The 14044-nt window shown below is 47.9% G+C and carries 12 protein-coding genes and 1 tRNA gene; all 13 read right to left on the reverse strand.

From position 1 onward, the window contains the following. Positions 1-158: 158 nt before the first annotated feature. The 13 genes from FY534_RS13400 to FY534_RS13460 all read right to left on the reverse strand — a co-directional run bounded on the left by FY534_RS13400 (position 159) and on the right by FY534_RS13460 (position 13871). A complete protein-coding gene (locus FY534_RS13400; protein ID WP_072874353.1) occupies positions 159-938 on the reverse strand; it encodes a lysine 5,6-aminomutase subunit beta in 780 nt (259 codons plus the stop codon). After that, positions 935-2530, reverse strand: a complete 1596-nt coding sequence (locus tag FY534_RS13405; RefSeq protein ID WP_203114852.1) for a lysine 5,6-aminomutase subunit alpha — start codon at positions 2528-2530, stop codon at positions 935-937. The genes FY534_RS13400 and FY534_RS13405 overlap by 4 nt, the downstream gene beginning before the upstream one ends. After that, positions 2527-4188 carry a MutS-related protein gene (locus FY534_RS13410; RefSeq protein WP_203114853.1) on the reverse strand — a complete coding sequence of 554 codons (1662 nt, stop codon included), beginning with the start codon at positions 4186-4188 and terminating at the stop codon, positions 2527-2529. The genes FY534_RS13405 and FY534_RS13410 overlap by 4 nt, the downstream gene beginning before the upstream one ends. Next, positions 4188-5228, reverse strand: a complete 1041-nt coding sequence (locus tag FY534_RS13415) for a lysine 5,6-aminomutase reactivase subunit KamB (RefSeq protein ID WP_203114854.1) — start codon at positions 5226-5228, stop codon at positions 4188-4190. Before FY534_RS13415 ends, FY534_RS13410 begins: the two co-directional genes overlap by 1 nt. Positions 5229-5238: 10 nt before the next feature. Beyond that, positions 5239-6546: a lysine 2,3-aminomutase gene (gene ablA, locus FY534_RS13420; protein WP_072874357.1), complete on the reverse strand. Its 1308-nt coding sequence runs from the start codon at positions 6544-6546 to the stop codon at positions 5239-5241. A 64-nt stretch (positions 6547-6610) separates the two neighbouring features. Then, positions 6611-7675, reverse strand: a complete 1065-nt coding sequence (locus FY534_RS13425; RefSeq protein WP_238413585.1) for an L-erythro-3,5-diaminohexanoate dehydrogenase — start codon at positions 7673-7675, stop codon at positions 6611-6613. 183 nt (positions 7676-7858) lie between these two features. Beyond that, positions 7859-8050, reverse strand: a complete 192-nt coding sequence (locus FY534_RS13430; RefSeq protein ID WP_203114855.1) for a helix-turn-helix domain-containing protein — start codon at positions 8048-8050, stop codon at positions 7859-7861. A 65-nt stretch (positions 8051-8115) separates the two neighbouring features. After that, a complete protein-coding gene (locus tag FY534_RS13435; RefSeq protein ID WP_203114856.1) occupies positions 8116-9462 on the reverse strand; it encodes a sigma-54 interaction domain-containing protein in 1347 nt (448 codons plus the stop codon). Then, a complete protein-coding gene (locus FY534_RS13440) occupies positions 9446-9904 on the reverse strand; it encodes a YwiB family protein (RefSeq protein ID WP_203114857.1) in 459 nt (152 codons plus the stop codon). Before FY534_RS13440 ends, FY534_RS13435 begins: the two co-directional genes overlap by 17 nt. Further along, positions 9901-10788: an agmatinase gene (gene speB / locus FY534_RS13445; RefSeq protein ID WP_203114858.1), complete on the reverse strand. Its 888-nt coding sequence runs from the start codon at positions 10786-10788 to the stop codon at positions 9901-9903. The genes FY534_RS13440 and speB overlap by 4 nt, the downstream gene beginning before the upstream one ends. Next, positions 10785-11609: a polyamine aminopropyltransferase gene (gene speE / locus FY534_RS13450; protein ID WP_203115650.1), complete on the reverse strand. Its 825-nt coding sequence runs from the start codon at positions 11607-11609 to the stop codon at positions 10785-10787. The genes speB and speE overlap by 4 nt, the downstream gene beginning before the upstream one ends. Before the next feature lie 71 nt (positions 11610-11680). Then, positions 11681-13690: an acyltransferase family protein gene (locus FY534_RS13455; protein ID WP_238413586.1), complete on the reverse strand. Its 2010-nt coding sequence runs from the start codon at positions 13688-13690 to the stop codon at positions 11681-11683. Positions 13691-13795: 105 nt separating this feature from the next. Then, positions 13796-13871: transfer RNA gene (locus FY534_RS13460), tRNA-Met, on the reverse strand. Positions 13872-14044: the final 173 nt, after the last annotated feature.

Below are 14044 nucleotides of genomic sequence, written 5' to 3' on the forward strand. Positions count from 1 at the left end.
CTTCTTGATGACGCCTCTGCAAGTTTTGAGAATTGAGCGCTATAACATAGCTTTCTTCCCTCTACTGAATCGGACGGCGTGTTGGCCTGACCAACAACTCAACAGCACTCAAAGTATGAGCGATTTCCCACCCCAGCATGCATGACTGAACAAAAACTTTACTGCAAATGACGAGCAACCATTTCCTGAACTACAAAAGAAGCCACATCAGGCGCTAAAGTACCAGGACCAAATCCAGCATCATAGCCCAATTCAAGTGCCAATTCATGAGTAATTCGCGGACCACCGGCAACCAAAATCAGTTTATCTCGTAATCCTTCAGCTTCAAGAAGGTCAACTAAAGCGCTCAAATTGTGAAGATGCACATCCTTCTGCGTGACAACCTGCGAAACAAGCAGCGCATCTGCCTTCAGTTCAATCGCTTTACGAACCAGTTCCTCATTTTCTACTTGACTGCCAAGATTGTAAGCTTGGATTTCCGGATAGCGTTCAAGCCCATACTCACCGTTGTAACCTTTCATATTCATAATTGCGTCTATTCCCACTGTATGTGCGTCTGTTCCAGTACACGCTCCAAGTATGGTGATTTTACGACCAATTTTTGTTCGGATAAACTCATTAATTTCATAAAAATTCATCACTTCTGTCTCGACTTTGGGAACTTGTATGTGGGCATAGTCGACACTGTGTACACAGTTCCCATATAAAACGATAAAAGTAAAGTTCTCTCCAATATCTTCGTGATGAACCACACTCGGATTGACAATTCCCATTTTAAGAGCAAGCAGGCGGGCTGCTTCAACAGCTTCAGGACCGTCCGGAACGGGCAAAGAGAAACTCAACTGGACTTTGCCGTCATTCATTGTGTCCCCGTAAGGACGAATTGCCGTATAGTCTGGCTTCGCAATCTGCGTTCGATAGTCGAGTTGCTCCATCATCCGCGCCGAACCTCCTCTTGCTGTACAGTCCTAGTAATCCCTAAGCGCACGCGCAATTCATCAGCAAATGGATTGAAATAGTCTGCAGTTTTCATCAGTACGCCGGATAATCCTTTACCACCAGTGGCAGTCCGTTTGACATCAGCAAACATACCCGAAGCCAATGCTTGATAAAGTCCCACATCCACAATGTTTTCCAGTAGCTGTACCGCTTCTGCTAAAACCTGATGAGCCCGCCGGACAATGATTCCATCTTCTTTAAAATTGATTTCTTCTCCTAAATGTCTTGCATTATTAAAAATATATTTTGCACTCTCAATCGCCAGATGCCGATCGTAGATAAGCGGAGTATGAATCTGTTCCGTCATCATGCCCAGCAGTTGAATTCCTTGCTGTGTCATAATACCTACCATATTGAAAAGAGCGTCTTGGACATGACCACGAAAGATGTTTCCTGTCATATGTTTGGTAGGCGGCATGTATTTGAGCGGGGCATTAGGGAAAATTTCTCTAGCCATCTGCGCCTGTGCCAATTCGTACAAAAAACCGTCCTCTAACATGGGATTCATCTCAAAAGCATGCCCAAGCCCCATCTGTGCTTCGGGAAGGCCACTCCGTAGAGCTAACTGTTCATTGATAAATTGCGAAGCAAGAACAGTATGAGCTGACTCTACTGCATCTGCAGTGGTCAGATAATTGTCTTCGCCTGTATTAATAATCACTCCAGCATAAGCGTTAATCATTCGAGAAAAAGCCTGATCACACAACGTTCGTTGCATGTTAATATCTCGAAAAAGAATTCCGTACAAAGCGTCATTCAGCATAACATCCAAGCGTTCCAAAGCACCCATAGCGGCTATCTCAGGCATACAAAGTCCTGAACAATAGTTACACAGCCGTATATAACGGCCTACTTCCTCACTCACTTCATCAAGTGCCTGCCGCATGATGCGAAAGTTAGCCTGCGTGGCATAAGTTCCCCCAAAACCTTCCGTTGTCGGCCCATACGGTACATAGTCAATCAGACTTTGCCCTGTACTGCGAATGACAGCAATGATATCCGCTCCCTGACGGGCAGCAGACTTGGCTTGAACTACATCCTCATAAATATTTCCTGTCGCTACAATGACATAGATGTATGGCTGTTTCCCTTCTCCCAAACGTCCAAGATACTGATTGCGTTTCTCACGGTTAGCAGCAATACCATCCAATGCGTATTGCGCCATCTCTCTTGCTTTGACCTGAATATCAACTCGACTGGGTAAATCTTCCGTTCCTAATTGAACCATTCCTGCGCCTATCGCTTCAGCAAGTTCTTGCGCCGTCATCCCATGCACCATCATTGCACCGACAAACGGGTAGGCAATACCCCCCGCCAGGAGATCTCGGGATAGAGCGTGATCGACCACCACATTGGCAAGTGGTACGCCTTCGGCATCCACTCCATCTACACCAAACAGCCGCAGAACTGTTCTTTCAATAGCAACCGTGGTACGTTCCATGACTTGAGACATAACATCATCGGCTATTTGACTGGCTGCCTGCCTGGCCCTTTGAATTTCGGCTTCATTCAAATGGAGTTTTCCTGTCATATGTTCATCCGTCCTTCAGTTTCTTGATATCGCCGGGCCACCTGTAACAGAGAATCAGGCAACCCCAGCCATTTAGCCACTTCCAGCGCTTCCTGTACGCCTTGGCCAGGCTGGCTCCGCTCCAAACGGTAATCCATTGCGGCGGCAAGAAATCGCAATCGCTCTGCTAAGGTAGCATTTTGCATATCTTGGTGCAGCACCGAGGATAACCCCCGTACACGCCAATGCGCAGCTCCTTGATAAGCTGCCACGGAAGCGTAGTGTGAAGCCAGAAAAACAATGCTGTCCTGCAATCCGGAAAGTTTATGAAGCAACCCGTGCACCAGCGCTTCCCCCTCCTGAGGATTCGTGGTACACCCGGGCTCGTCAAAAAGTAACAAAAGCGCTTGATGTTCCGCTTCTTCCAGTACACTTCCCCATCCTACAACTTCCTGCCCAAACGCTGAAAGGCCATGCTCCATCTGCGTTCCAGCCGCAAAGAGCAAACGCACTCCCGTCAGTAGAGGAGCTGTGAAGGATACGGCCGGAACTGGCAATCCATACTGCAACAAACACTGCATCAGTGCAATGACACATAGCGTAACTGACTTACCGCCCATGTTCGATCCCGTTATCACATTAAGAGTTCCCACATCCGGTAAATCAATAGCTACAAAAGAACGCCCCTGTTGTTGAAGTTGCTCAGCCAGAAGAGGATGGCGAGCTTCCCGAAGCGACCATCTTTCGCTGACACAAGGTACGACTCCCTGCCATACTCGAGCCAATGCAACTTTCGATAGACGGATATCCATCTCCTGAAGAGCATCTGCTAACCTGTTCCAGCTTTGCAGTTGCCTCTGTACCTGTTCGGTCAGTTGGGCCAACAGTCGATCAGTCTCTTGTTGAAGCTTGGCGAAAGCATTCTCCCAAGCGACAAGCAACTCTGACTCCACGTCATCAGGCACTCTTTGCAAGATGATTTCAAACGGTGTTTCACGCAATACACGCAAGTTTGGAGAAGATTTAACGAGTTCGAGCAGATCACGATGAACTGGCAAGCTGAGCATCAACGTGCTATCCGGCCGTTGGTAGAGTGGCCATCCTTGTTTTTGAAGAGTTTTCAACCATTCCGTTTGATACTGGGTCAACTTTTTTTTAATCTCTCGCTCTTCGTGTTGCGCTTCCAGATAAAAGGAGTCCGCCAAATGCTGTACAGCAAAATGACTTAATTCTGGGTGACCAAATGGTTTTAGCAAGGATTCCATGTCGCTTATGGCCAGATAGTCCAATCCTGGCGGAATTTGCGACTCTTTTAACAAGTGAAGCGTTGACTGTACCGTTTGCTTCAACCAAAGTGCCGTTTTCGGCGTCAATTCGAGCGTATCTAAGGCAAGCGAAGCAAGCAGTGGCTGAATATCGGGCAACTGGCGGAGCCATTCTCTCCATCGTCTCAATTCTTCTGGCGAAATGCGTTGCAAATCCAGTGCCAAAAGCTCATAAACATGGAGTAGATCAACTTCATTCCCCGGTAAATAAGGCCGCAAATTTTCTTTAAACCGCACCCCGCTAGCTGTCACTGGCTGCCACGCCGCAAACACTTCTTTCCAACCGATTTTCTCAGCTGTCTTCTCGTCCAAAAAGGAACGAGATACAGAACGCCAGGTTATATTTTCATTCATCACGCATTCCTCTCCATGGACAAGGCGGCATGATACACAGGCACTTCCGGCAATGCAGCAGATACAGCCTGCAACATCTCATCCAACGGCAGGTCTGCTCCGGAAACATGGTGAGGATTCACAGCTACGCCTAAAAGAGGCAGCTTTCGCATCACCATGAGTTGATGACCTGCCCGATAAAACGGCAACAAGACTTGCCGACTTACCCAAACCTGCGCAGGATGAGCAGCGATGAGTGTCATCGGTTCTTGTCTTTGAAGCAAAATGGTTTCCATGAATTTATCCTGCACAGCGCCAGGCACATAAAGCGCCTGAAGAGGCGCAACCAGCCGCGCATCAGCCAAAAGCCGTTCCGGGTGTAAAGTTGCAGCATCTGCGGAAAACTCTCGATACTCTCCCGTGGTAAAATAGAGCGCCACTTGTCTTCGCTGATGAGCGGAATCTAATACGTTGCGCCATGCCAAAGGCACTTCTGGCAAGAAAAACCGGTGTGAAAGTTCAAGTGCCACCTGTGCAACGGCATCAGGTGTCGATCCCGATACGGGACTGACTGCTAATACCACAGCATCCACCAGTTCTGGCGATGCTGCCGCTATTCGATTCAGCGCACCATCCACCAATACCATGTCAACCTGGTAGCGTGCAAACCCCTCTAGCACACGGCTGATATGCTGCCGGGAACGGACTCCCGCCAAAAGCACCTGTGTGGTCTCTGCTGCACGAACTATGACGACCTCACCCAGCGGAGAACGAATGCCCGTAGACTCCAACCATTCGAGCGACTGAGTTTCAAAAAGTGCGCGTTCAGCAGTAGCCAGGAGCGCCCCCTGCGGGGCAAAAATCGGCGGTTTATCTATACCCATCAGCGCATCTTGGCGTTCTCCATCCACACCAATACTGCAAAGTCCGACAACCCGGCCAGCGACTGCTGCCTGTTGCAAAAAAGCATTGAAGGCAGTTGTCTTACCGGCATGTTTACTGGCTCCCATGAAAGCAATCCGATTCCAGCCGTGAGCTACAGCACGGTCGTAGATTTCCACTGGCCATCCCTCAATGTCCGTGCTGATTTCGTTCCGCCCGTTTGAGTCCTTTAGGTTCAAGTGCGAGTTGCACATCATTGAGCAAGCGAGCCACACCAATCAACTCATCATTGTCTTTAGCGTGATCGTGCGTACAAGTCGGCGGACAGCCTTGATCTTCATAAACCGGTTCGTGATAAGTGGTAATGACTCCTTCAAAATTGCGCAGAATCACTTTTCCATGTCCTTGTGAAATAATGTACTGCGGTTGAACAGGTATCTTACCGCCGCCTCCCGGAGCATCTACCACATAAGTAGGAATCGCGTAACCAGAAGTGTGTCCGCGCAACTGTTCCATAATTTCAATGCCTTTAGAAACGGTAGTGCGAAAATGCGAAATGCCCTCTGACAAATCACATTGATAGAGATAATAGGGACGAACGCGAATTTTTACCAAATCATGGAGCAACTTTTTCATAATGTGCACACAATCATTCACTCCGCGCATGAGGACTGTCTGATTACCTACTGGCACTCCTGCATCGGCTAGCTTTTTACAGGCTTCGGCCGCCTCTGGTGTAATTTCGTCCGGATGGTTGAAATGTGTATTCAACCACACTGGGTGGTATTTTTTTAGAATATTACAAAGGTTGTCTGTAATCCGTTGCGGGAATACAACTGGAGCCCGCGTGCCAATTCGGATAATTTCCACATGCGGAATATCACGCAAGCTGGAGATAATGTATTCCAGGATACGGTCATTCACAAGCAGGCCATCGCCCCCGGAGAGCAGAACATCGCGCACTTCCGGATGGTTACGAATATAATTGATGGCTGCATCCAATTGTGGTTTGGGCACTGCATGACCCACAGCGCCTGAAAAACGACGACGCGTACAATGACGGCAATACATCGAGCACTGATTGGTAATGAGGAACAGAACGCGATCGGGATAACGATGCGTCAATCCAAGCACAGGTGCGTCCGTATCCTCATCGAGGGGATCTTCCATATCCCATGGAGAACGCTGCATTTCGTTGGAAAGCGGTACAGCTTGAAGACGAATGGGACAATTAGGATCATCCGGATCCATCATCATTGCATAGTACGGCGTAATGCGCAGAGGGATTGTCTCTTTGACATGGCGCACGCCCTCCATCTCTTCTTCGGTCAAATGAATCACTTTCGCCAGGTCTTCCATGGTATTGACGGTATGTGTCAATTGCCACTTCCAATCATTCCATTGTTCTTCCGTCACATCTTTCCACAATTCAATCTCTTTATAATGACGCTGTTTCTTGCCATATCGATATGCACTGACGGGTTCGAGAACACTCATTCAAAACACTCCCTATTTTAAATTTTGCAGTCAATCCGACTGGAACTTTTGTTGAGAGAAACGATTAATGACTGTGTACCGCAAACTTCTGACGAAAAATGTGTTGCAATACAGGTTCAGTACGCAGCAAATTCAAAGCGTAATCAGCATGATTTTTGCAATACCCATTGCCAATCATCATCTGAATGTCTTTGCCTATTCCCTCTGCACCTAGTGCAGCGGCTGTAAAGGACGTGGCCATGGAAAAAAAGTAGACTGTTCCGCCATCCTTGCAGGGTAGAATAGAGGCCATTTCTGTGCCAGGAACATTGACACAGTTGATAACCACATCAGCTCCGCTAAATGCTTGCCCAAATCGCTGATTCCAGGCCTGTTCCAAACTGGCTAAACAAGCTACCGCATCCTGCGCACTCACATCCAACACGATATCTGCTTTACCAAGAGCCTGTATTCGCTCGCAAGCGAGTTGACCATAATCCATTGCCACAACGATACCGTCTCGTGCACTTCGCCGGGCCGCCGCAAGGACAGTTAATCCAGATTTTCCGCCAGCCCCCAGAACAACAACCGTCTGACCAGGCTGTACAAGGCGAGCTGTTTGGGCTGGCGCCCCGCAAACGTCAAAAAGTGCCAAGGCCAACTGTTCTTCAATATCGTCCGGCATTTTGGCATAGAGACCTGTCGCAAACAGAATCGCTTGACCGCGAATGGTGACCTGAGCATTCGCCACATCAATTTGTAGAATTTCCTCCAGCGCAAGCGGGGTTAATGTCAAGGACACCAAAGTCGCAATCCTGTCACCTACTGAAAGCTCCTGACGCGCTGGATGCATGGAACCTATTTCCCGCACCCTGCCAATCAACATTCCGCCCGATCCGGTTACGGGATTGTGATGCTTACCGCGTTCGGCCACAATTTCTTTCATCTTGGCAGCTATCGCTTGCTCATTTTTTCCAACTTCCTCATAGATTTGTCGGAAAGATGCGGAATCAATATTGAGTCGCTCTACATCAATCAGCAACTCATTGACCCCACATTCCATTCGATTATCCAGTTTCCAAGCTGCTTGAGGCATAACTCCTTGTGGCTCAAGCACTCGATGCAATCCAAAGGGATGAGAATCAGCCACGGCAAACACCTCCTCTTGCGGGCCTATACCATCTCGCTGGAGACGGTCCCGCGTCACGCTTCCTTAAACCTTCAGAACGGACAAGATATGAAAGCGCTATCGAATTTCTCAATAGAATGATTAAGCAATTTCTGTGCCAAAATTAACATCACATAGGGATAAAATCTTGAAAACTGTTTGCGCTTAGTGTGAAAGCCCTAATTTTTGCAATTTATATTGGAGCGTTTGTCGTGGAAGGCCAAGTTTTTTAGCCGTGGATAAAACGTTGCCGTTGCAACTGGCTAGTGCGCGTTCGAGGACGATTTTTTCAATTGATTGCAAAACTTCTGGAAGTGCAGGAGAAGGTGCGTCATCTAATACCACCGATTCGTTCAAAGCAGTCCACAGTTGTTCAAACCCTGATTGCGACCATACATTTTCTATCCCTTTCGTTCTCGGCTCTACATGGCTTGCTGATTTTTCGGCAAAAGAAAACGACGAAAGACGCCCCCAATGTCTATTGCCGATTTTTCGGCAGAAGAAAATTCAGCTAACTCTTCTTTCTGGCGCTCGGCCTTTCGAATGCCAAATCCATACTGCCTAGCTGATTCCTGCATGGGAAGCGGCAAATCGGCAAGTGTCAGCACTTCACCATCCATCAAATTCAACGCAGCCTCTATAACGTGTTCAAGCTCGCGAACATTGCCAGGCCATGGATAAGTTTGAAAGAAAGCAAGTGTATCTTCTGATAAACGTTTCACCCGGGTCCCTAACTGTTGATTCCATTTTTCAAGAAAATGCCTAGCCAGTAAAAGAATATCCTCACCGCGTTCGCGTAAGGGAGGCAAATCAAGCCGCACTACATTCAATCGATAATACAGATCTTTGCGCAGCGAACCTTTTGCTAACTCTCCTTCCGGCGATTCATTCATAGCAGCGACAATTCGTGCGTTGGTATGCAAAAGTCGCGCATCTCCTACCCTAGAGAACTCTCCAGATTGTAAAACACGCAACAGTTTTGCCTGTACATCAAGCGGTAATGATTGCACCTCATCAAGAAACAGAGTACCGTTATCTGCCAGTTCAAACCACCCTGCCCGATTTTCGGCACCTGTAAACGAACCTCGTACCGTTCCAAATAGCAAAGACTCTAACAAGGATGGCGGCAAAGCTGCACAATTGACAGCTAAAAACGCCCCTGTTTGGCGGCTCGCATTATGAATGGATTGAACCAACAATTCTTTACCCGTACCCGTCTCACCATACACAAGAATTGGGGACTGGCTGCGCGCCGCCCGTTCTGCCCGGCGAATCGTTTGCAACATTTGTCCATCCGTCGTGACTATATCTGAAAAACGATATTGTGCTCCTACCGTTTGCTGTTTTTTAGGTTTTCGTCCAATCATCTTCTCTTGTAAAGCAGAAAGTTGGTCTGTCAAATGTTTAACATAAGTAAAATCTTTACTGATTTCTAAGGCGCCTACAATTTTACCTTCTCTTCGGATCGGCAATGTGGTATTGACCGTATGTACTTGAATACCACGAATATTTGTAAACGTCTGTGCTCTATGAAACAGGGCTTGACCCGTTTTCAATACCTGTAAAAGCGTACTTCCTTCCTCACCAAGAGAAGGAAACGAATCGAGCACATGTCGACCAAGCACGTCTCCTACAGACACTCCATCTAATTGACTGGCCGCCCGATTGTATACCACCGTCACTCCTCGCGCGTCCACTACATGGATGCCTTCATCCATCGTATCAAGAACTGCGTTAAACCATTCTTGCTGATCACGATGTTGATCCATGCTGCTTCCTCCTTACCACACATGACCCAAAACATATCTGTAGATAGATGTCGCTATCCTCTCCCGAAAAATCCCAGGAGTAGTACAGTTGAACTTGCCCGCCAGTAGCATTCACATCTACCAGCAATTGACGAGTCCTGACTTCGACCGAATACGGTTCGCCACCGAGATAAAGTATAGAAGACTGTTTTTGTCCGGACACAAAAGTGCAATTCCATAGATAAGCGCCGCGACGAATCACCGTCACGGCGTCTTGACGTATCACGAAAGTGCTCCTCTCTTCCGTTTGAGCTTCTTCAAAGTAACGCAAATAATGCGCATTGGAACGAAAATCCCAAGTAGCGGACAGTACGGGAGAGGATTCTAAATTTTGGCCATCGCCGCGACTCCAAACCAATGGGACAACATTCTTTAATGGACTGCCGAGATAAAAACTGCTCATGGTGAAACACAGGCCAAGAGAGCCTCACGAACCAATTTGGCAGCCAAAATTTGCGTCTGTTCACTTGTATCCAGGACCGGAGAAACTTCCACCAAATCAAAGCCAACGACACGCAACCGAGAAAGCATAGGAAATATACGAAATGCTTCGCGCGGATGAATACCACCATGCTCTGCAGTTCCCGTACCGGGAGCATGAGCCGGATCAAAAACGTCAATATCCCAAGTCACATAGACCGGATGACCCATCAGCTCCGACAAAACAGATTCTAACGGATCAGCTACTTCAAAGGGAAAGAAACGCGTATGTTGCCGTGCATACTGAAATTCTTCACGCGTGCCAGAGCGAATACCAAACTGATACACTCGTTCTGGACCAATCGCGTCGCATACTTTTTTAATCACCGTGGCATGCGAATAGGGTTGGCCTTCATAAGTATCTCTTAAATCCGTATGGGCATCGAGATGGATGACGCGCAAATCGGGATAATTTTCCCAAGCAGCACGCATAGCACCCCAAGAAACTAAGTGCTCTCCGCCAAGACCAAGCGGAAATTTGCCATCCTCGTATAGACGCGAGACGTACTCATAAATCATTTCCACACTCATCTGCGGATTGCCAAAGGGTAACGGCAAATCTCCCGCATCGTAGTAAGTAATGTCGCGCAAATCGCGATCGAGATAAGGACTGTATTCCTCAAGACCCACAGAAACTTCACGAATACGAGCAGGCCCTAAGCGAGTACCGCCGCGAAATGATACGGTCCAATCCATGGGCATGCCATAGAGAACTGCTTTAGCCGCTTTGTAATCTGGAGACGATTGGATAAAAACATTGCCGCTGTACGCGGCATCCAAAGGTTGACGCACATTCCATTCACTCATTTTTGCACCAACTCCTGGACAAACGGCGGCAAGGCAAACGCAGCTTTGTGAACTTCCGTTGTGTAATATTTCGTATCACGCACTCGCGAAGCCACTGGCTCAAGCGGATTGTACTGCTTACTGCCCATGGTAAAACTCCACATTCCCGTGGGATATGTGGGTATATGGGCTAGATACAAATAGGTGTGGGGAAAAATATCTCGTACGTCACGGTGAACATGACGAATGAGATCCTGATTGGCAAAAGGTGATTCGGTCTGCGCTACAAACAATCCATCGGGTTTAAGAGCGTCATAGACAGCCTGGTAGAAATCCTTGGCAAAAAGACCCACAGCCGGTCCAATGGGATCGGTTGAGTCCACATAAATGACATCATATTTTCCTTTGTGTTCTTGAACATGTTTGATGCCATCACAAACTTGAACGTCTACACGCGGATCGTTTAAACCTTGGGCAATCTGTGGAAAGTACTCGCGAGAGATGTCAATCACTCGTCCATCGATTTCTGCAAGCACTGCTCGTTCGACAGCCGGATGCTTGACGATTTCACGAATGACGCCACCGTCTCCTCCCCCCACTACTAGCACATTTTTCGGCTCAGGATGAGTATGCAGGCCGACATGAGCAAGCATTTCATGATAGACAAACTCATCTTTGTCAGTTGTCATGACACAACCGTCAAGTACCAACATACGTCCGTACTGTACCGTTTCTACTACGTCGAGACTCTGAAATTCTGTCTGCTCGCTATGCAAAGTCCGATTTACACGCAAACCAATTGACAGATTGCTGTTTTGCAGTTCTGTAAACCAAAGCTCCATTGAATTGGCCAATAATGCCCACTCCTCTCATGCGCTCGTATTATACCAAAAGCAAGAGAAGTGGACACCTTTCAATGACCGCTCTGTTCAACATAGAGCAAAGTGTGGGCAATCAAAGCAGCATAATGGGACGCTCCAACCGGATTGAGGTGCACGCCATCCGGATAAAACCACTGGTTTTCACCACGGCTTGCAGCATACCAGTTTACCAGTGTGACACGTGGATTGGCAGCAGCTTCCGAGGCCAGCATCTGATTGACAACGTTCTGCCAGGGACGAGGTACACGAGTGTTGACCAGTAAAATGTGGGACACAGGACCGAGATCGGCCAAAAGGGCCTGTAGCTGACCCATGGTGAATGGCCCATTGGTACCAAGTTCAATAATAGCTGCTTTCTGAATTTCACCTGCAGCTCGCATTTTATCCACAACAGGTCCAGCTTCAATTAACTGGCGACCCACTTTGCCGTTAACCACAATGCCTGGCAACATTTTTTCCAAATAAGGTTTTGCGTCTACCATAACTGAGTCGCCAACAGCAATGACGCCAGCGCCCGATCCGATGACCCACGAACCGCCTTGATTGTATGTTGTGGACGCTGTGGTAGCTGTCTTTGAATTCGTTCTGTCGGTTGCTGATAGACTCTTCTTCTGAGTATTCGCGTCGGCGGTTGTGAGATTTGATTTCACTTTGGTTTGTTTTGATGTCACTTTGACTGGAACGGGTCGACTATCGCGAAGTTCTGTCTGAGCAGTAGCAGCATGCACACGCAGTCGATAGGAAGTAAACACGCCACCGACAAGCAACAAGAGTGCCACGCTACTCACGGTCAGAATGCGACGCAGGGGATGTGGATGAGCACGTCGATGGACTCCTCCTTTGCCAAAGAACGACTTCCACATTCGTTCAAGTGCCCCATGGCGAATCGGATCTTCAATAAACCGCCAGGAGAGCGCCGCTAATAGGATGCTCGCTGTAACCTGTAAAGCCGCTCGCCAATAATTAAAACCGCCTGTCTGTACACTCGGTGTGGTCAAGACAATAATCGGATAATGCCAAAGGTAGATAGCATAGGAACGGACGCCAAGCCAACGCAATGGTTTGCTTCCCAACAGGCGATGGAGCAACGTCGCTGGATGAGCCAAGGCGGCAATAGCGAGAGCAGCAGCTACCGAAAGAAGCACCATACCCCCGCGATAAAGAAAAGTTTCATATTCATTCGTGCCAACCATCATCCAAATGACCATGGCTAATCCCAGAACTCCTATAATATCCAGCAACCAACGGGAAGCATTTGGTAGTTTTGAAGAGAGTTTGCGACTTGGCCAGATAACAGCCAGCAACGCTCCAATCAATAGAGAGAAAGCACGGGTATCCGTTCCATAGTAGACCCGGTTTGGATCAGAACCTGGTTGATAGAGAAGAGCCATAGCTAACGCGGAAGCGGTAGCCAAAACCACAGTCAGCCAGACGAGCCAACTGCGCCGGTTTTTTTTGCGCAATCCAAACACTAACAAAAGTGGCCAAATCAGATAAAACTGTTCTTCAACAGCCAATGACCATAGATGAGTGAGGGGAGAAGGAGATCCAAATTTAGCAAAATAGGATACATGGTGAAAAATATACCACCAGTTACTGACATAAAAGAGAGCGGCCAGTGTGTCCTGACCTAAAGATGACAATTGTGAAGGGGTAACAAAAATTTCCCACAACCATACTGCAGCCAGCAGGGTAAAAAGCGCAGGTAAAAGTCGTTTGGCACGCCGCAGCCAAAACTGGCGCATGACAATTTTCCCATTTCTGGCCCATTCTGCAATTAGCAAGTCAGTAATGAGATAGCCGGAGAGCACAAAAAAAACGCCTACTCCCAACAATCCGCCCGGAACAAAACCTATCCCCAAATGATAGGCCATGACAGCGAGAACCGATATGGCGCGCAGGCCATCCAGTCCAGGCATATAGCGGTTTTTTCCTTCTATGGGTTGTGGCACTGTACATCTCTCCTCATTCACCAGTCGCTGCCATATAGACGAAGCCACATGACGATATGTTACACCATTCGACATTTGGACGGTATTCATCAGCCGCATGTCCTATGCGAAAATGCGACTATTTTCGCACAAAAAAACCGCCGACACTTTGCGACTCTAAGCAAATGTCGACGGTTTTTTGCTTTCTTACCCCTTTGGTTGCGGAGGCAGGACTCGAACCTGCGACCTTCGGGTTATGAGCCCGACGAGCTGCCAACTGCTCCACCCCGCTTCGATAGTTTGGGGGAACGATTCTTAAGATACCCAACATCTGCGCTGTCTATACGCCTGCCGAGGCACTCGAGAGAACTTACATAGTTTTTCCTGAAGCGGAAATAATACCGTTGAAGATTTGGTAAATCTTACACGCCATTCATTGCGGCTGACTGCAGCTTTTGAAGAGAG

The organism is Alicyclobacillus sp. TC (genome assembly GCF_016804365.1).
Taxonomy (GTDB): domain Bacteria; phylum Bacillota; class Bacilli; order Alicyclobacillales; family Alicyclobacillaceae; genus Alicyclobacillus_I; species Alicyclobacillus_I tolerans.